Source organism: Paenibacillus wynnii (assembly GCF_030812855.1).
GTDB lineage: Bacteria > Bacillota > Bacilli > Paenibacillales > Paenibacillaceae > Paenibacillus_AQ > Paenibacillus_AQ wynnii_A.
In genome coordinates this window covers 81,246-101,084 of sequence record NZ_JAUSTK010000013.1, presented here as the reverse complement: position 1 = coordinate 101,084, position 19,839 = coordinate 81,246, and the positions used below count along the sequence as shown (strand labels likewise).

General features: G+C 45.8%; 17 protein-coding genes. 2 read left to right on the top strand and 15 right to left on the bottom strand.

What is annotated here, in order from left to right:
• Positions 1–2 precede the first annotated feature (2 nt).
• From J2T20_RS14515 to nifB, 8 genes are all read right to left on the bottom strand, one after another.
• Positions 3–575, bottom strand: coding sequence for a DUF269 domain-containing protein (locus tag J2T20_RS14515; RefSeq protein ID WP_307589474.1), 573 nt, complete (start codon positions 573–575; stop codon positions 3–5).
• Positions 559–975 (bottom strand): NifB/NifX family molybdenum-iron cluster-binding protein, encoded by a 417-nt coding sequence (locus J2T20_RS14510; RefSeq protein ID WP_307589472.1) that lies wholly within the window; start codon positions 973–975, stop codon positions 559–561. Before J2T20_RS14510 ends, J2T20_RS14515 begins: the two co-directional genes overlap by 17 nt.
• Positions 950–2,278 carry a nitrogenase iron-molybdenum cofactor biosynthesis protein NifN gene (gene nifN, locus J2T20_RS14505; protein WP_307589471.1) on the bottom strand — a complete coding sequence of 443 codons (1,329 nt, stop codon included), beginning with the start codon at positions 2,276–2,278 and terminating at the stop codon, positions 950–952. The genes J2T20_RS14510 and nifN overlap by 26 nt, the downstream gene beginning before the upstream one ends.
• Positions 2,268–3,629: a nitrogenase iron-molybdenum cofactor biosynthesis protein NifE gene (gene nifE / locus J2T20_RS14500; protein WP_307589470.1), complete on the bottom strand. Its 1,362-nt coding sequence runs from the start codon at positions 3,627–3,629 to the stop codon at positions 2,268–2,270. Before nifE ends, nifN begins: the two co-directional genes overlap by 11 nt.
• Before the next feature lie 327 nt (positions 3,630–3,956).
• Positions 3,957–5,498 (bottom strand): nitrogenase molybdenum-iron protein subunit beta, encoded by a 1,542-nt coding sequence (gene nifK / locus J2T20_RS14495; RefSeq protein ID WP_307589469.1) that lies wholly within the window; start codon positions 5,496–5,498, stop codon positions 3,957–3,959.
• On the bottom strand, positions 5,495–6,958 hold the full coding sequence (gene nifD / locus J2T20_RS14490) for a nitrogenase molybdenum-iron protein alpha chain (protein WP_307589468.1): 1,464 nt from the start codon (positions 6,956–6,958) through the stop codon (positions 5,495–5,497). The genes nifK and nifD overlap by 4 nt, the downstream gene beginning before the upstream one ends.
• Positions 6,959–7,033: 75 nt before the next feature.
• Positions 7,034–7,903: a nitrogenase iron protein gene (gene nifH / locus J2T20_RS14485; RefSeq protein ID WP_307589467.1), complete on the bottom strand. Its 870-nt coding sequence runs from the start codon at positions 7,901–7,903 to the stop codon at positions 7,034–7,036.
• Between the two features lie 5 nt (positions 7,904–7,908).
• A complete protein-coding gene (gene nifB, locus J2T20_RS14480) occupies positions 7,909–9,288 on the bottom strand; it encodes a nitrogenase cofactor biosynthesis protein NifB (RefSeq protein WP_307589464.1) in 1,380 nt (459 codons plus the stop codon).
• Positions 9,289–9,880: 592 nt separating this feature from the next.
• On the opposite strand from nifB, the gene J2T20_RS14475 reads away from it, so the two are divergent.
• Positions 9,881–10,708, top strand: a complete 828-nt coding sequence (locus J2T20_RS14475) for a TerC family protein (protein ID WP_307589462.1) — start codon at positions 9,881–9,883, stop codon at positions 10,706–10,708.
• 662 nt (positions 10,709–11,370) lie between these two features.
• Here J2T20_RS14475 and J2T20_RS14470 read toward each other — a convergent pair.
• The 4 genes from J2T20_RS14470 to J2T20_RS14455 form a co-directional block, all read right to left on the bottom strand.
• The gene (locus tag J2T20_RS14470) at positions 11,371–13,731 is read right to left on the bottom strand and encodes a YcdB/YcdC domain-containing protein (protein ID WP_307589460.1); all 2,361 of its coding nucleotides are present in this window, start codon (positions 13,729–13,731) and stop codon (positions 11,371–11,373) included.
• A gap of 149 nt (positions 13,732–13,880) precedes the next feature.
• Positions 13,881–15,221 carry a sensor histidine kinase gene (locus J2T20_RS14465; RefSeq protein ID WP_307589459.1) on the bottom strand — a complete coding sequence of 447 codons (1,341 nt, stop codon included), beginning with the start codon at positions 15,219–15,221 and terminating at the stop codon, positions 13,881–13,883.
• Positions 15,214–15,924: a response regulator transcription factor gene (locus J2T20_RS14460; RefSeq protein WP_307589457.1), complete on the bottom strand. Its 711-nt coding sequence runs from the start codon at positions 15,922–15,924 to the stop codon at positions 15,214–15,216. Before J2T20_RS14460 ends, J2T20_RS14465 begins: the two co-directional genes overlap by 8 nt.
• A 69-nt stretch (positions 15,925–15,993) precedes the next feature.
• A complete protein-coding gene (locus J2T20_RS14455; RefSeq protein ID WP_307589455.1) occupies positions 15,994–16,245 on the bottom strand; it encodes an FAD/FMN-containing dehydrogenase in 252 nt (83 codons plus the stop codon).
• 152 nt (positions 16,246–16,397) lie between these two features.
• Between J2T20_RS14455 and J2T20_RS14450 the strand changes: the two genes are divergently transcribed.
• The gene (locus tag J2T20_RS14450) at positions 16,398–17,351 is read left to right on the top strand and encodes a serine hydrolase domain-containing protein (protein ID WP_307589510.1); all 954 of its coding nucleotides are present in this window, start codon (positions 16,398–16,400) and stop codon (positions 17,349–17,351) included.
• On the opposite strand, the gene J2T20_RS14445 is transcribed toward J2T20_RS14450, so the two are convergent.
• The 3 genes from J2T20_RS14445 to J2T20_RS14435 are packed head-to-tail and all read right to left on the bottom strand — an operon-like array spanning position 17,332 to position 19,800.
• Complete coding sequence (locus J2T20_RS14445) at positions 17,332–18,084, bottom strand: ABC transporter permease (protein WP_307589454.1); 753 nt, start codon at positions 18,082–18,084, stop codon at positions 17,332–17,334. The genes J2T20_RS14450 and J2T20_RS14445 overlap by 20 nt on opposite strands.
• The gene (locus J2T20_RS14440) at positions 18,078–18,851 is read right to left on the bottom strand and encodes an ABC transporter ATP-binding protein (protein ID WP_307589451.1); all 774 of its coding nucleotides are present in this window, start codon (positions 18,849–18,851) and stop codon (positions 18,078–18,080) included. The genes J2T20_RS14445 and J2T20_RS14440 overlap by 7 nt, the downstream gene beginning before the upstream one ends.
• Positions 18,832–19,800: an ABC transporter substrate-binding protein gene (locus tag J2T20_RS14435; RefSeq protein ID WP_307589449.1), complete on the bottom strand. Its 969-nt coding sequence runs from the start codon at positions 19,798–19,800 to the stop codon at positions 18,832–18,834. Before J2T20_RS14435 ends, J2T20_RS14440 begins: the two co-directional genes overlap by 20 nt.
• Between the last annotated feature and the right edge of the window lie 39 nt (positions 19,801–19,839).

Here is a 19,839-nt window from a genome sequence, read left to right as displayed (position 1 = left end):
AGTTAACCCTCCAGGCTAAACGAACCGTGGAGAGCTGTCATGTTATTATATTTTTCTAAAAAGGCAAGCCCTTCCTCCACGCAGCTTACTCCATACCGGATCGCCTTTTCTTGTGAAGTGAACGGGAAGGGGAACCCTGCACGCAGGCTTTTTATAACTAAAATAATACGCCCGCTGTATAGCAGCGCCCGACCGAAACCTTCTCCATTGATCTCGGCTGCACTCTGGATAATCGCACCGCTCTTTTCTTCCATTACACCGGCTACTGCCTGAAATAACAGAGGTACTTGTAGACGTACCTTTGGAGAAACAGCACAATTAAAATCAGATTGTGATTTGTCCTCAGTCGAGGCCAGAAATAATCGCTCTATCTTCTCCTGTTTGGAAAGTTCGGCATGTCTGCCAAAGAAATCCTCGGTGTCCAACAGATTACATAAGCGGCGAGTAAAGGCCTCCACAGTGGCTTGATCCATATCCTGTTCCTTTGCCACTGTACGACTACGACGTTTATTAGCTCCGCCTTCCTGAAAAATCATCCCCGCAAGCGCAATATCATGGCTAGCCATCGGTTCCATTTAAATTCTCCCCTTCCGTTCCTTCCTGCCCTTCCTCCTCTGAACGAAGTACCTTAGCCAGCCACATTGGCGGCTTGCCTTGCAACATTTCAACAAGTCGTTTCACCTGTTCATCTACCGGGCTACCAAACGGCACCTTCACAGGCATGATTTTGCGGCGTGTTACCCGGGCGGCAGCAGAAGCACCAATCTGCATCAAGAAAATGAGAGTGCAATCACCCACCGCTTCTAGGCGGCTATTGATCCTACCCGCTTCATCTTGAAACAGAACATCCGGCAGCTTGCGAAGCTCCAACAGCTCTCCACCACTTTTCGTAACATTATAGACAGCGAACATCGGGCTTTGCCCAAAATGTGCATTTACTCGGATTCCATCATCTGTGGCGAACGCTACTTTCACGGCGCACCGCCTCCCTTCTTATTAACAAATTACCTGCTTTATTCGTCCATTCCATCGCACCCCGGTAGCCAACAGAGGTTGACATATAAGCACCAAGCTCGTTCCACACCGGAAAACCTGCCGGCATAAATGCAGCGCCGATCCGTTCTGCTCCTGCTAGACCATGGGAGCTGCTGATCCATAAATCAGCTCCATTCCCAAGAACCTCCGCATCATCAAGATCACCTACCCATACCTCGCGCTCCATTCCCGAAACTACCGGAGTCTCACAGGAAGTAATAAGCGCCTTTTGCTCCACACCCAGCTCATCCAGCCACTGGGATACAGAGTACAAATGGTCCGGTTCCAGTGCAGCTATAACCGACATCCCGGCAAATTGAAAATGGGCATCCAGCATACTGTCCAATAGATTCTCACGGTGCCAACAATAACGTAACGGCACGGGTTCCCCGCTAATCTGATGCAGAAAATGAAGCAAATCATCAGATGCCTTAAGACCCATTGCGCCTTGGAATACTTTGTATGGTGTCCCAATGGCATTGTGCAGCCTTCTTGCCGGACGCTCCATACTGCCTCCAATGGCAATGGTAAGACCGGATTGTAGACTTTGCAGCATAGAATCCAATGGTACGCCTCCCCTGGTCAAAGGAGAGAATCCTGTCAAAAGATGACCCGATAAGGAAGTTGATATATCCGGTACAGTGATAACCTCAAACCCAAAAGCTGAGATCATTTCCTTGATCTCCATAACATCACCAGGTGTGAGAAATGAACCTGGCAGTAAGGTGATCTGACGGGAGTTCACGCTTCTCTGATTCCGGTGTCCCGCCTGCTGAATCAGCTCATCCACCATCGCCTCCACAGTCCCGCTAAATCCAGACTCGAGGGAACCGCTGAAATCCGGCAAGGTCACAGAAAAGGCAAGCCCTCCCCGCAGGTTTCTCTCCCGTTTGTAGGATTTCAGCATGGACTGGTAATCCACCCCGGCAACGTCCATCAGTTCCGTGCCAATAATGCCGATAATATCAGGGCGATGCTTAGTCAGTACCGTATTCAATGCCTCTTCCAAATTCCGGTTAGCATCAAAGATAACGTCCATCTCCTGCAAAGCGGAGGTCTGAACAGCAATAGGTTCCCGGAAATGGCGGGTTAATAAAGCTTTGGGAAAAGCAGAACAACCCTGCGGTCCGTGAATAATCGGCAAGGCCCGGTAACAGCCCTGAAGCGCCAGAACTCCTCCGAGCGACTGCCCGATTTTGAGCGGATTCACTGAGGCGGGTTTGATCCTCTTATTAACGGTCATAAGGCACCTCCTTGTCCCAAGGGGCAGGACTCGATGCAAGCTTCCAAATCGGATTGGCCAGGGAATAAGTCATTTCCTTCGCAAGCCGCAATAAGCCTTCATACCCCGCATATGCTCTATGCCGCTCTTGATTGATATCTATAAATGGAATCTGTTCTTTCATCGCAACATACATGTTCCGACCGCCAGCAATCATGATATCTGCTTTGCGATCTCTCACGGTTTTGAGAATGCGGCTGGCTCCGCCTTCAGGAATAAATTCGGTATCGTCACCTACACGTTCAGCAATTCTGGCTATATCATCGTCTGTGCTTTTATTCGTGCCAACACCTACAACCTGGATACCCAGTTCCTTGAGTGCGGATATAATCGACCAGCTTTTGACTCCACCGGTATAAAGCACCGCTCTTTTCCCCTTTAGTATCTTACGGTAAGGCCGCAAGTCTTGAATAACGCGGCTTTCTTCACGCTCCGTCAACCGATCTACCCTACGCTCCATCTCCCGGTCGTTCATCAGAAATGCCATTTGCCGCAAGGAATAGGTCGTTTCCTTTGCTCCGTAGAACGAGCCTTCGAAATAAGGAATATTATATTTTGACTCCATCTCTTTGGCTAAACCCAGCAGTGCCCGGCTGCATACAACCATGTTCACCTTGGCACGGTGCGCCCATGTAATTTCCTTGTACCGGGCATCTCCTGTTATCCGAGACATCAGTGTAATCCCTGCACTGTTCATCAACTTCTCAATATCCCACATCTCACCTGCAATGTTATACTCACCGATTAGATTTACTCCGAGCTTAGTGTCATCCTCTGGCTCCCCTGTACCAATTACATATTGAAGGAGCGCTTCACCTGCCAGCCGGTTACCCAGATTCTTACTGCCTACAAAACCGGGACTGTTGACAGGTATAACCGGAATTCCAAGACGCCCTGCCGCTTCTTTGCATACAGCATCCATATCTTCACCAATCAGCGCCGTTACACATGTCGAATATACAAATATTGCCGGAGGCGCAAAGCGCCCGGCAATATAGTCAATGCTATCCTTCAATTTCTTCTCTCCGCCAAAAATAATATCATTATCACTCATGTCCGTAGCAAAGCCGTATTGAGAGAGGGAGGGACCGCTTGTAAGGGTGCCCCGGCTCTCCCAGCTGTTACCGGCACAGGCAATGGGGCCGTGTACAAGATGTGCAGCATCCATAATCGGAAGCAAGGTGATTTGAGCTCCGTCGAAGGAGCAGCCTCCAGCCGCTTCGCCTGGCTTGGGCCTTGGACAGGGCTTGGATTTGGGAGCTTGGCTTCCGCAATCTTTCGCTTCTAACTCATCTTTTCGAATGGGCTCCATCGTTAACCTCCTTCGCTGTAACTGAATGCTCCTTACCTAGATAAAGGGTAATTCAATTATCGCTTTACTGGCGGATTGTCCCTCCGGCCGCTGTTGTTCCCAGATTTCCTGATTCTAACCGTTACACGGTAGAAATCCGGGAACAGCATATGCTTTCGAAGCGAGCTTTCCTACGGAAAGCTTTCGGGCGGACACTAACGCTCCTCCAAGACAATTCCGCCCGCTCCGCTCGATCAATCACTACTTATTTCTCAACATAACGACCAACCCCAACGGCTCACTCAACAATAAACCACAGTTCGCAAACGGCTCATAATCGCCGTTTTACTAACGGACTAGATCGTGGTTGAAGCCGGAGGAATCCTCGTCCAAATTTTGCAGGATAGTGTTCACAATGGTTGTTAGCAGATTCAAAGCACCTTGATAACCAATGATCGGATAACGGTGCAAATGATGACGGTCGAACACGGGGAAGCCTACACGAATCAGTGGTACACCGGCGTCTTTGGCGGCGTATTTCAGATGGGAACTTCCCACTGCGAGATCCACAGGATTATCGATTAGTAAGGAGCGCATATGCCATAGATCGTTTCCGATATAGACCGTAGCCTCAGCACCGTATGGACTGGCTGCAAGCAATGCCTCGGCTTCTTCTTTGAAGCCGTTATCTCCGTTAGAGCAAATAATATGAACAGGTTCCATACCGGTTTCCAGACAGAACTGAATTAGACCGATTAACAAATCGGGATCACCGACCAAAGCCACACGTTTACCATGGAGGTAAGGATGGCTGTCTGTCAGTGCGTCAACTACACGTCCACGTTCATCCACGAGTTCGTCAGGGATCGGAAGTCCTGTAAGTTCACTTATCGCTTCGATTAACCGGTCGGTCGCTGTAATCCCTATCGGTGTCGACATCGAAATGGTCTGTTGCTTCCATGTACCGTTGATATATTCCATCGTCTTTTTCACGGAATATTTCTGCAATGAAAGTGTACCTAGCGCATTCGCCGCTTTCGGTACATCCGTGAGCTTTGTACCCCCGTAATAATAGGAGTATTCTCCTGTAGCCGGTGAATCAAAGTTACCGCTGTGGTCACCCAAGAAGGTATACTCTGTATCAAAAGCAGCCAGGATTTTGCGAACCTCCGCAAAATTTCCGGTATACGGCTCGAATCCTAAAATAAGATTCAGCTTTTCCCCGGTCGTTTCGCCGCTGCCGGGAGCAGCCTGAATGCCGGAACGATTGTATAGTGTGCTGATGATTGACTTCAGCATTGAGTCATAGCCTGTAATGTGAGAGCCCGAGAAGCTTGGTGTATTGGCATACGGTACAGGCAGATCTTCCGAGATAGCACCTTTCAGGCGCGCATTAGAGATAAAAGCCTGAAGATCATCCCCGATAACCTCAGCCATACAGGTTGTCGATACAGCTACCATCTCCGGTTTGTAGAGAGCCACACTATTCTCAAGACCATCAATGAGGTTGCTCATTCCACCGAATACAGCGCCGTCCTCAGTCATAGAGGAGGATACAGCCGGAGCCGGCTCCTTGAAGTGGCGGCTCAAGTGACTGCGGAAATATGCGGTACAACCTTGAGATCCGTGAATGAACGGCAATGTTTTCTCGAATCCAAGTGCTGCCATAAGAGCTCCCAGCGGCTGACAGGCTTTATGAGGATTAACAACCAAGGATTGCCGGGCAAAGTTCTTATCCTTGTATTCTGACGATTTCGAGTAGGCGAGAGCTTCCATGGTTTCTTGCTCACTGCATGGAGCCTCGAACGCCTTTTTACCTTCACGTTGTTTAACATAGGGTTCGGACTTAAATAACGAATTATGGTCTGGAATTTCTATTCTGTCCTTCATACGCCCGCCTCCTCTTTATGGAGTAGTTCTGTTTTGCCTGGCTTGATTAAATTCCATACGGGACTATTAATCGTCATATCCATATCCTTGGCGAAAATCTTAAACCCGTCATAACCATGATACGGACCGCTATAATCCCAGGAATGCATCTGACGGAAGGGAATACCCATTTTGTGGTACACGTATTTCTCTTTTACACCTGAGCCCATCAAATCAATATCCAGTTTCTGCGCAAGCTCCTCTAACTCATAAGCCGTTGGATCGTCGTAAATAATCGTTCCTTCCGGAAGTTCCGGGAAGGTCTTCTCATAATCATCCTTATGTGCGAATTCATAACCTGTAGCTACAACTTCCATACCCAGATCTTCGTATGCACCGAGAGTATGACGGGCACGCAAGCCTCCGACAAGCAGCATTACTTTTTTACCTTCTAGACGAGGTTTGAATTTAGATATAATGGCATCCATTTGCGGTGTATATTTAGCGATCACATTCTCGCAATTTTCCTGAATATGCTCATCAAACAGCGCAGCAATGGCCCGCAGACTTTCAGCTGTTTTGGTAGGGCCAAAGAAGTTGTATTCCATCCACGGAATACCGTATTCCTTCTCCATTGTAGTAACCATATAGTTCATCGAACGGTGGCAGTGGATCAGGTTCAGCTTCGCCTTATGGGCGATGGCCAATTCGTTGATTGTACCGTCACCGGACCATTGCGCAATAACACGCAGACCCATTTCCTCTAATAAAATACGTGAGGCCCAAGCGTCGCCGCCGATATTATAATCCCCGATAATATTGATATCGTAAGGACCACATTCGGCAAGTTCTCTCTTACCCATCAAGAAATCACGGATTGCATCATTGGCAATATGATGACCGAGCGATTGGCTTACACCGCGGAAGCCTTCGCAGCGAACCGGAATGATAGGTATGCCAAGCTCAGCAGACATTTTTTTGGATACAGCTTCAATATCGTCCCCGATCAGGCCGACAGGACACTCGGATTGAATCGAGATTCCTTTTGCCAGCGGAAACATTTCCTTGATCTCACGGCAGATGACTTCCAGCTTCTTATCCCCGCCGAATACAATATCCGTTTCCTGAAAATCACTTGTAACCTGCATTGCAGTGAAATTATCGATACCCAGTGTTCCGTTTGCATAGTTCCGGCGTGTTCCCCAACTATATTGTCCGCAGCCAACCGGACCATGGCTGATATGAACCATATCTTTGATCGGGCCCCATACTACACCCTTTGAACCTGCATATGCACATCCTCTTTGGGTCATAACGCCCGGACGTGATTTCATATTTGATTTAATAGAGCATTTACCGCAGTTTATAAGTTCTTCATTATTGATTTCAAAGTGCTTTTCCCGATCCTTCCGCGCTTTCTCCGGGTAGGCCTCAAGCATCTCTTCAATGATTTTTTTGTTTGCTTCGATATCCAATCCCATAATGGACCCTCCTTTTTACTGATCCAATCCGGTGAACAGCCGTCTCTCCACTCCTATTCACCGGACGATCCTAAATTATTGGCCTGCAGCGGCTTGCATTTTTTTGATAGCTGTCTCTTCGTCCTCAATAACACCAAATTCCATCAGCAGATCTTCCAATTCTTCCATAGTGATCGGGGTTGGGATCGTCAGCATTTTGTTGTTCAGAATTTTCTCGGCCAGCATTTCGTATTCTTTGGCTTGTTGATGCTCAGGGCTGTATTGAGCTACAGTCATTCTGCGGAGTTCAGCATGCTGAACCACATTATCGCGAGGTACAAAGTGAATCATTTGTGTATTCAGGCGGCGGGCAAGCTCCATGATGAGCTCATCCTCACGGTCCGTGTTACGGCTGTTGCAGATCAATCCACCCAATCTCACGCCGCCGCTGTTGGCGTATTTGAGAATACCGCGGGCAATATTGTTGGCAGCGTACATGGCCATCATCTCACCGGAACATACGATATAGATTTCCTGCGCCTTGTTCTCACGAATCGGCATTGCGAATCCGCCGCATACCACGTCACCAAGCACGTCATAGGATACGAAATCAAGTCCTTCATAAGCGCCTTGCTCTTCCAGGAAGTTAATAGCTGTAATAATTCCTCGACCAGCGCAACCTACTCCCGGTTCCGGCCCGCCACATTCTACATTAAGAATGTCGCCGTAACCTAGTTGAACTACATCTTCAAGTTCCAAATCCTCAACCGTTCCTCTTTCTGCAGCCAATTGAAGCACCGAGTTTTGAGCCTTGGTGTTCAAGATTAACCGTGTGGAGTCGGCTTTAGGGTCACAACCTACGATCATTGTTTTTTGACCATATTTTGTAGCCAGTTGAGCCAGAGTGTTCTGTGAAGTTGTCGATTTACCGATACCGCCTTTACCGTAGAAAGCTATTTGTCTCATTTTCATCATCCCTTCGATATGTTCATATTTTCGAAATAAGAGCTGTACTTCACACTTTCCAGAATCATGTCTTCAATTCCACCTTTACGGACGAGCGGCAAAATACCAGTTTTGTTCAGGATTGCACGCGGCGCATCACCAATACCGGAGCAAAGAAGAATACGGCAGTCACTTAATATCGAGCATATTTCCTTTAAAGTGGCGTCCTTGTCACCGTTGCAGTCGGCTTTACCGTGACAATAAGCCTGTATCTTTCGGACACCCAGGAGTTTTACATTCACTCCATCGGTGTCATAAATCAAAAATTCTGTGGCATGGCCAAAATGCTGATTAACCTTGTCTCCACCCCTAGTGGATACAGCGACTCTCGTCGTATGCCCGCCTTCTTGAAGGCTGCTTTGCTTCAGCTGTTTGGCCTTCATTCGCTGCCGGATCTTGCTGTCCAACTCCATTTGAAATTGAGCCCGGGCCTCCTCATTGACTACCGGGTCCGCCTCCATCTTTTCGAGAACAAAATCCTGATTCCGATCCTGTCCAAGCAACCCAATGGCATCGGCACGGCATTGGCGGCAATGACGCATGACCTTCATACCGTCACGGCCGAGTATCTCTTGCAAATTGTTCAATTCCTTAGGCCGGGGTGCTTTACGACCGTCACGTTCATACTGGCTGCCCGGCGCGATGATTAGCGGAGTTACATTATGCAAAGCGGCCCCGAGCTCCTTAACTCTTTTGGAAACTGCGGGAAGATGTTGGTCATTGATACCCGGGATCATTACCGAATTGACCTTCACAAGAATCCCACGCGCCGCAAGCAATTCAAGTCCTTGAAGCTGGCGGCTGATCAGCAGCTCCGCCGCCTCTCTTCCTTCATACCTTACTCCTTCATCGAATACCCAAGGGTAGATTTCACGGCCGACATCAGGATCGATAGCGTTAATGGTAATGGTTACATGTCGGATACCTAGGCTAACAATCTCATCAATATGCCTGTAAAGCGTCAACCCGTTAGTACTCAAACAAAGGGATACATCGGGAACATGATTCTTTACCCTTTCAAAGGTATCGAACGTTACCTCAGGATTGGCAAGCGGATCACCAGGGCCAGCTATACCTACTACCGACAGCTGCATTAATTGGGCAGCTACACCCTTTACCTTCTGCTCTGCCTGGGCTGGGGTAAGCACCTCACTTACCACGCCCGGCCGACTTTCATTCACACAGTCGAATTTGCGGTTACAGTAATGGCATTGGATGTTACAGGCGGGAGCGACCGGGATATGCATCCTGGCAAAAAAGCGGTGGGCTTCCTCGTTGTAGCAAGGATGGCGGCTAATCTCATCCTCCGCTTCAATTGATAGACATGATGATAGCTGCGGCTCCATTTTTCCCACCTCCTAATTAAATGTTTTGTTTAAGAATTGATATCCAAGTTGTGTTATATTCTTTGACATCAACCTACTTGAATTACCTTTAATAGCTACATCATATTTTCATCTCCTGTTATCGTCAATTAACATTACTGCAAAAAATCATGTATTTTCATGATGTTTGCAGTTTTGACACATGAGATGTTATGTTATCTGACTCATACATATCATGGTTCCGTTTACAAACTTTATCTAATGGCTCGACACTTTGGATTTATTTCTAGTGAATGTTGACAACGATTCTCAACTAGGTTATGATCTTGTTAAGAAATCTTTGCAAATACTAAATACTCATATCCTAAATTGAATATAATCCCGTAAAGGGGAGTAGCTGTTAGATAAAGTCGTCAATACGAGAATATGAGGATATTCTCCGGCTTTATCGGCAATCAACTATTGTTAGCGAGACCTTTACCAATCAAGTTAGTCCTTTATTCCAAAGGCTGATTTGTTTGGTAAAGGTCTTTTTTATATAAATTTGGTCATGATATCTGTATGGTTAAATCCTGCAAGGATATTCAATCGAAATAAAGGGGAGAAAAGAACAATGGAAATAGGCTTATTATTGGAGTATGGATGGGTATTGTTAGTTCTCGTAGCACTTGAGGGACTGCTCGCAGCAGATAACGCACTTGTGCTGGCGATTATGGTGAAACATCTTCCTGACGAGGAAAGAAAAAAGGCACTCTTTTATGGTTTAGCCGGAGCTTTTGTATTCCGTTTCGGTTCACTGTTCGTCATTTCCTACTTGGTAGACATTTGGCAAGTACAAGCCATTGGTGCTATTTATCTGTTATTTATCGCCTTAAATCATATTTTCCGAAAAGTATTATTCAATAAGTCGACCACAGACGAAGCTACTGAAAGTGGTACGGATGCTGCTGTGAATAAAAAGAAGTCCAGCTTTTGGTTTACTGTATTGAAGGTAGAGGTAGCAGATATAGCTTTTGCCGTCGATTCCATTCTAGCAGCGGTTGCCTTGGCTGTTGCTCTTCCGGTAAGCGGACTCCCTAATATCGGGGGACTAGATGGGGGACAATTCCTCGTTATCTTTGCCGGCGGATTTATCGGACTCGTCATCATGCGTTTTGCAGCTTCCTTCTTCGTCAAGCTGCTGCATTCCCGTCCAGGTCTTGAGACAGCTGCCTTCTTCATTGTCGGCTGGGTAGGTATCAAGCTGGCAGTTATTACCTTGGCTCACCCATCGTTAGGAGTTCTATCCGAGGACTTCGCACACAGCACTTGGTGGAAAGCAACATTCTACGTTGTACTCGTTCTTATCGCTACATTAGGTTGGTTCTTGAGCAGCAAAGAGACCGAAGAGCATTCTCATGAGAATCCGATCAAAGAATTGGATAATCAGCTTGGAAAGTAAATAAGGGGGGGTGTCCCAACAGCCATTAAAATGGCGGTGGGACACCCCTGTGTTTTGAGTAAGACTTAAGTTTTTTTATAAGCGACGCTCCGCGAACGGACCGTTGCTCCAATCGCTGTGCTCTCCAGATTTTATTTATTTTCCTTAGCGGTAAAAATCCGGAGACCAAGGCGACCGCTACCGCTTTTCCGCAATCATTCCGTCCTCTCCGCTACTTTCAGCGGAAACCATTCCAAAATCTTCTCCAAAAGCAGCAAGAAGAAACCTCTCTTTAGTAGAATGGAAGTGCGACCAACCATTTCAAAGTAGAGATTTCTATGTACATTCAATATACCATGTGCCAACTTTACCAGCCTCACTTCGAGAAGATAAAAAAGATGCTGAGGAGATTGCCTAAAACACTCATCGTCGATGCAGGGTATGGAGCGATGAAAGATGCCTACTTGAAGATACAAAATTCGTAAACGTCTTTACCGAAATCCTGCTTCGAAGGTTGCCAAAAGTGACTCTCGAAGTCGAGTGTCCTTCGCTTGCCCATAACCTGCTGAAACAGGCCTCTAGAGATCAAAAACAAAAACTAGCCCGTCTCCAATAATATGGGGACGGGCTAGTTTTAACCTATTTACAGCTTTGAAGTGAGAAGCTGCCTCTTGCTATTGATACTAATACCCATAACTACTTTGACCTATCTTCTGATCGGTTTTTCCTTGCAGCTCCACTAGCTTCATAATCACAGAAGCGGCTTGAGCCTTGGTTACGAGCAGCTGCGGGTTAAACTTGCCGTTGTCGTCCTTCATCAGTCCAAGTTTTACGACAAGTGCGATTGCGCCCTTATTACTAATCGAAGAGATATCAGAGAATTGGTTTATAGTGCTGTCTTTATCCAGGAAAGCTGAGATTTTGTTGTATTTCACAAAACTGGTCAGCAGGACAGCCAGTTGTTCCCTGGTAAGCTTGCTGTCGGTTTGTACTACAGCATCCCGGCTAAGCCATCCGCGGTCTACAGCAAACACAACTGCACTATAATATGGGCTCTCAGGATTCACACCTGCCACAGGTTTACGTTCAGCTCCGCCATAATAACCTTCATAATAAGGAGTAGACGCTTTTACGATTAATGTAATCCAATCTCCCACGGTTATCTCCTGATCCGGGTTTACTTTCCCGTCCGCATCTGGGGTAATCACATTGTATCGCACAAGTTCTGAGAGTTCTTTTTCTGCGGAATGTCCTTTAAGATCGGTCGTAGCCGTTGATCCCTTCACCCCGTAGAATTCATAGACAGATACCCTTTTACCCGTTGTTGCATCTATGATCTCCATAGATTTTTGGACATCCAGCGGGGTAGCGGAATACACGAGCTTTATTTTAGGTGCAGTGTAGCTGTTATTAATCATATTTCCGCCAATAGTGTAATACTGAAGCGTCAATTTATACTCGCTTTGGTAGGTTGCGAGGGCCTCTTTCTTCGTAATTACTGGAACGGGTTCCTGAGTGACCTTTTCAATCCCAATATTCCGAGCGGTGCTGAAGAATTTAACGTTTCCGTATAAATCCAGATTGAGAGTAACAAAACTGTCGGCCACAGGAATTCCTTTATAGAATTGAATAAATTGATAACGGTATCCGGTTTTGTCTGGATTCACTTCCCAAGTTCCGCCATGCTCAACATACTTCAGGTTAGTGCTTGCTTTGTTATACATTTGGTTAACAAGCTCCAAAGCCTTTTGCTTGGCTTCCTTTTGCGTCAGTTTCTTGCTTCCTGCAGGAGCAGCCGGTTTCTTAGTGGTATCAAAAGCATATTGATCTACCATAAACTGCAATATTTCACCAGTCTGTGCATCTACTTCAGCGTAAGATTGTGAAGGCGGACCTCCATTAAATCGATTATCATTGCCCCAAGTCAATCTCCAAAGCTTCATATCCTTATTCTGATAGTCATTTCCTAGAGATTGGGAGATGAGTTTGTAATCTGCTGGAATATTAGCTACCTTCTTCACTAAAATAGCTGCTTGTTCCGCAGTAAGCTCATTCCCCGTGCTATTTGGCTTGAACAAATTCTTGCCCTGCGGGACATCCGTGTAAGTCATCGGTACAGCAGCCATATTGCTGCCTTCATAATCCAATCTCTTCCCGGTGAGGGCGTCAATAGGAAGTAGAGTTTGTTCTACCGGGCGCCAGCCCAGAACCCAGTTATTCACCAATCCGTTCTTACGGACGGGAACATAATAGAGTCCAACATCAAAGCTGTCGGCAAAACTCTTCTCCGCCTGTTCTTTAGTGATCACAGGCTTAGCACTAGGATACTCAAGATTCTCACCCTGTTTAAAGAATTGGGTTACATCCCCGTTTCCATTGACTGAAATCATTATACTGTCCGCTGAGGAATAGATACCATTCTTCAGAAGCCGGAAGCTAAAAGAGTATTGAATGGGGCCAAATAAGGCTCCATTATTAAGATTATAATTAATATTCTCATCCAACTGCAGATCACTGCTCTTTATGGATGCTGCAGCTTTGGAAATAAAGGCTTGGGCTTTCTCCAAGGCTTGTTCTTTTGTAAGCTTAGGTGGATAGTACGATTCATTTTCTAAGAGCGGATAGGAGATATATGTATTTAATAAATCCCCATTAATGGCATCAACTGAACTTGAGAAGCCATATCCCCCATTTCCGACTCGGTATTCCCACTGGATAGTCCAGACCATTTGATTCAAAGGTGCAGGATACATATTGCTAACGCCTAACTGAACGTTGGAGACCGTTGCATCCTTAAGGATAGGGAACAGTTCCTTAAGCTTGGCAATGGCTGCTTCTTTTGTGAACTTAACTTTTGCGGGATCAGCAGAGGCCGAAGCTGCTTTTTCAGCAGGAGCAGCAAGAGCAGTTACAGTGACAGCTTCCTTGGTCTTGGTGGTAGCTGCTCCGGCAAGTCCTGCAGGCAATAGTAGTCCGAAAGCTACGGAAGAAATTAATGCGGCTTTAGCTGTCTGTTGAACAAAATGAGTGCGATTACGTTTCAAAAGATTTCATCCTCCTTTTTGTGGATCCTTCTAATTATAATAATAATTTCATTAATTTTCCATAATTACTTTACGACAGGAAATTACAGCAAAAAAAAGCCTTCTTTCTCCTTAATAGGACAAAGAAGACTTCAACTCCTAATAAGAGATCATTTAGGAAAATGAATGTTAAATTCAGAACCTTCATTTAGCACACTTCGAACCTTAATTTCTCCTCCGTGAGCTTCCACAATGGCCTTAACGATGGCGAGGCCGATCCCCGCTCCACCTGTTTTCCGGTTCCGTGACTTATCCCCACGGTAAAAGCGTTCAAATATGAACGGTATTTCATCCGGGGAAATCCCCGTACCCGTATCAGTAATTGTAACATTGACCCCGGATAGGTCCTCAGAGATCCTCACCTCTATTAGACCTTCCTGAGTAAATTTATAGGCGTTATTCAGCAAATTCACAAAAACTTGAAGCAAACGCTCATAATCTCCGGTCAAATATAGGGTCTCCGGCTCATGGAAGACGATGGAGTTGTTCTTTTTATCCAGACGCCCAGCGACTGTATGAATAGCATCCTGTATGACCTCATTTAGGCACAACTCTTCCTGCTTTAGCTGAATCATTGGATTCTCTGCGGAACTAAGCTTCTCCAAATCATTCACGAGCTGCACCAGACGCATCACTTGATTATGGCAGACCTGCAATTTATCAGGCGTTGCTGCCCAGATTCCATCCTGAAAAGCTTCAATATGACTTTGGATAGTGGCAAGGGGTGTACGTAATTCATGAGCAACATCCGCCGTAAGATTCTTACGAAGCTTCTCCTGCTGTTCCAGGGTATCTGCCAGATAGTTAAGAGCCAGACCTACCTCTTCAATTTCCGTTTGTTTTCTGGGAAGAATAACTCTCTCACCTAAATCCCCTTCCCTCATTCGCACTGCAATCTTCTTAATTTGAACAAGAGGCCGGCTTAAACCAACGGCGATAAACCTGCTATATAAATAAGCTCCGGCAAGCACTAAAATCAAGGCTCCCCAAGATAACCTGTTGAACATCTGCAAAAAATTACGATTTTGCAAAGTCATTGCATCGCCGTTCCCTTGCATTTCTAATGTACCCAGGGATAGTCCATCTTTGATAATCGGATAACGGGAGGCCATTTCCGTCCCGGTTGAATGCATGGATCTTCCCATTCCCATCCGCCCTGTATCCCATACTACATTTCCTTCGGCATCGTATATACTAACGGAATAATTGCGCTGCATGGCCTGATGAGAGATAGTCATCAGCGTATCCATTGGCCAAGAATCCGTTGCGTTGTATGACGCTTTCAGATCTTCCAGCAAGAAACCAGCTTCCGCTTTCCGCTGGTTCTCAACATATTTTCCAAATGAAATGGTCATCACCAAGTTTACCAAAAGCATGATAAACAGTAAGGAGCATAAGGCCACGCTCATATGAGACAGCAGCAGTCTTCTTCTCAGTCCACCCTTATTCATCAGCAGGCACCTGAAACTTATAGCCAATTCCAAAAACTGTAGCAATAAACGTGGGGCGCTTGGGATCATCCCCTATTTTTTGTCTTACATTTTTAATGTGAACATCAATGGTCCGTTCAAAGCCTTCAAAGTCGTTCCCTTGAATTAAACTCACCAGCTCGTAGCGGCTGAAGGCTCTCTTGGGATGCCGTGTCATAACCTCCAGCAGCTTGAATTCAATCGGTGTCAGAGCCACCGTCTCCCCATCTACTTTAACCTCATGCAGCTCCGAATTTATAGATAGACGTCCGCCCCCGTATTTGAGTGCATGCCCCTCCTCTTTCGGATTCAGCTGAAGCTGGGATCGTCTTAACAGACTGGTTACACGGGCAAGCAGTTCCCGCGGGCTAAAGGGCTTCGTGATATAATCATCCGCTCCAATCCGTAGACCGTTAATCATATCATCTTCACTGCTTTTGGCGGTAAGCATAAGAATGGGTAGGTTGGATTTCTTACGAATGGTTCTGCATACCTCTTCTCCAGACATATCCGGCAGCATTAAATCAAGCACCATCAGATCAGGTTGGAGATTGTCAAACAGCTCCAATGCATGCGTGCCGGTACCCGCTTCATACACAATATAATCATTCTTCTGCAAGTAGGCCTTGATTACTTGAAGAATATCGTATTCGTCATCCACAATTAGAATAGTCCCTGCATTCACGATTATTATCCCTCCAATCAAAAAGATAGACCTCGTTATTACCTTGAGGTCTATCTTATCAAGCTTGTATTAGAAATTCATCATATTACTGCGATTCTTGGAATTGTTCATCATTTCACCCATACCCTTATTTTTGCCCGAGTGGCAGTCATCCATCATATCCTTGATTTGAGTGTCGGTTAAATCAGGATGCATTTGCTTCGCAAAGGGCAGCATTCTCTCAAAGAAGCTTTCATCTTTATCAGCACCCGCCGCATAGACACTTGTGCCAATCCCCATAACTAGCACCAATGCCGCTAAACCCAACCATAGTTTTTTCATAATTGTTCTCCTCCTTAGTTCTTATGGACATAGCATAACTCAAAGTTATGAAGAACTTATTTGGATGCTGTGAAGAAGTTATAAAGATACGGAATCGAATAACCTATTCTGATTACGTTTATAATGAAATTAAAACCTAAGGAGGGGACGGCATACACCACTTGAACTTGCAACCGCTCACCCAGAGTCTTCTAGAGCTAAATGTACGCAGCTGCCTGATCATTCATAAGGGTAACATTCTTTTTGAGCATTATCGTAAGCCCCAGTTAGCCCATCAACTCTTCAAAATAAACTCCTGCACTAAAAGCATGCTTTCCGCTTTAGTCAGCATAGCCATGGATCAGCAAATTGTTCCGCCTCCGAACACGCCTATTATTGAATTTTTCCCCCAGCTCAGCGAGGATAACGATATTCGAAAACGTGATATCACCCTTGCCCACCTGTTAACTTTGTCAGCCGGTTTCCATTGGAGTGAGTTCGGCGGGCTTAATTCATTCCCTACAATGACGAAAAGTGCAGACTGGGTTCAGTTTGTACTTTCACAGCCGCTAGCTGATCCTCCAGGAACGAAAATGGTTTACAATTCCGGATGCTCCCAATTGCTGGCTGCAATTTTGGTACAAGCCTCTGGACAGTCTGTGGTAAAATTTGCCGAGCAGCAGTTATTCGAGTACCTTGGGATTACAGCATATCGGTGGGAGATGGACCCCCAAGGGATTCATACCGGCGGCTTTGGACTGCATTTGAAACCAAATGATATGGCTAAACTAGGCCTTTTATACCTCCAGCAAGGGAATTGGGAGGGCAGTCAACTTATTCTTCCTGCTACCGTACAGCATTCCACTACTCCTCAACTAGAGGCAGTTAAACCTTATAAGGGGTTCTACGGTTGGCACTGGTGGGTATCTTCCTTTTCTAATGAAGCGGATCCTTCCGTTGAGGTTCCTTTTCACATGGCGCTTGGCTTTGGCGGGCAATATATCGTAGTGGTACCCTCCTATGAACTGGTGGTGGTTATTACTTCCGATAACAAAAAAAGGAACACATCCGTTGATGTATTCCGTAAATATATCGTCCCTTTACTTCTTAATTCCGCCACTGCATAAACTTATAATCCAAATAGTCCACGAGCATAAACAGCATGAAACCTACTAAACTGAACAGCATAATGCCAGCATACATCTCTGCGTAATCCAACCTTAACCAAGCGTCCATGATAAAAAAGCCCATACCGTGCTCCGTTCCATAAATCTCCGTGAAAAAGAGTACGGATATCGCGGTTCCGAGTGATATTCGGATCGTACTCAGAATCACGGACAATGCACCCGGCATCGTCACATGCCAAAATTTCTGAGCAGCGCTGGCTCCGATACTGGTTAAGACATCGTAAGTATTCTCTGGAATTGCCTTCACTCCGTCTCTTACGGAAATGATCACTTGAAAGAGAAGAATCAGCATAATCATCAAAATCTTAGAGAATTCACCAAGACCGAAGAACAGCATGACAACAGGCAATAAGGCTATTTTGGGAACGGGATAGGTTAGGTAAACAACAGGATCCAGCAGCTTATTCCAAGCCTGGGAACGGCCCATAAGTAAACCGATAAGCATTCCTATAAGTAAAGCCAGTACCACACCTGCAAAAATCCTAACCAGACTATAACCAACATTAAGCGCAATCTCCTGTGCTCCCAAATGTATCATTGCGTTGTACACAGCCCAAGGACTCGGGAGAATCGGATGGTTCATAAGTAAAAAAGCGATATACCAAATAACATTCATACAGAAAAAAACAAATAGGAGTCTTGCCAAGTGATGAAGTCGCCGTTTCTTTACCATTTCTCCTGCATAACCTTTCTAATCCGCTTAGTTTGCTCAAAAAATTCATTGCTGTCCCGCTTGTCCTGATGTTTCATCTGAAATACGGTATGATTATCAACTATTTCCAGAGCGTCTTTCTGGTTTGATGGCATAACTATAATTTTCTGCCCTAAAGAAATCGCTTCATCTACATCGTGAGTCACAAACAATGTTGTAGCCGGGTGAGCCAGCCAGTTATCTAAAAAGATCTTCTGCAAGGCCTCTCGTGTCATCGCATCCAATGCCGAAAAGGGCTCGTCCAGCAGCAGTATGGTTGGTAATATGGCAAAAGCTCTGGCAATCGCAACTCTTTGCTGTTGGCCTCCGCTAAGGGATAACGGAAATCGGCTTTTTAATTCCGAGATTCCCAAAGATGTTAACCATTGTCTGATCTGCTCTTCCTGTTCCCGCTGCTGTTGCAACGGATGGGCGATCTTCATCGCCATCTGAATATTAGACTGAACCGTTTTCCACGGTAAAAGCCCATAGTTTTGCGGGACAAGCCCGATCAACGTTTCTTTGCGGTGAACCGATTGTCCGTTAAACAGAATCTCTCCCCGGTAAGCAGGCAGCAAACCAGCAATCGCTCGCATTAAAGATGACTTTCCGCTTCCCGAAGGCCCAATGACGGTGTATATCGCATGTTCCGGAAGCGTTAGACTAACATCTCCCAGAACAGAGCTCCCGCCTTTATATTCGATACTAAGATGTTTAATATGAAGCCCGTTATTTCTTAAACTGGACATCGGAGATCACATCTTCAGGCGCAATATTTTTAGTAAGCAGCCCTTTTTCCCGGGCCCAAGCGAAAGCCGCTTCAACTTCTTTGATATCCACTTGATTCGCAGGCAGATAATCAGGCACTTTGATATCATTCTTTAATGTATCTGGATAACCAACTTCTTTGATGATTAGATCCACATATTCGGATTGGTCATGGGATTTCATGTACGATACCGCCTCATCATAGGCCGCATACATATCTTGAATGGCTTCCCCTTTGGCATCAATAACACTTTGCGGGAAGGCAAGTACGAAGGGATTTACCCCGGCTTGGACAGTAGAGCTAAGTACGCGCAGACCTGCTGCTTTCCCCATGGTGACAAAAGGCTCCGGCAAAATAGCTGCATCGGCCTTATTATTTTTGAGCAGCTCTAATCGGGTCGGAATTTGCGGTACCTCGGTTACCTTAACATCCGCTTCCGTCAAACCCGCCTGCTTAAGGATCGTAGCAACGGTATATTGGGTAGAAGTGTTTTTGGACAAAATGACGGTCTTGCCCTTCAGATCCTTAATCTCCTGAATCGCATCATTCCCGGTTAACAGGTCAAATTCGCCAAAAGTAGTACTTGTGATCTTAACATCCAGTCCTGCTTCATTATAGATCGAAATTGCGATCAAATCGGCACTAAGACCATCTACCTTATTTGCCTGAAAAGCCACATCGCGGTCTTTGGCACTCTTGAAGGTCTGAATGTTCAGGTTCACGCCATGCTTTTTGTCAAAGCCTTGGTTATGAGCGATGATGAAGGGAATGGCATCGATGGATGGGAGCAAGCCCAGTGATAATGATGGCGTTTCCGAACCTTCCGTACTCGTATTATTAGTTGTGCCGCAGCCAACCGTAATCGCACTGATAACCAATACTACAAATAACAGCATGGAAAATCTTTTACTGAAAGTCGTGTTTCTCATAAATTCTCGCCAGCCTCCAAATTCTGTCTATGTATCTTT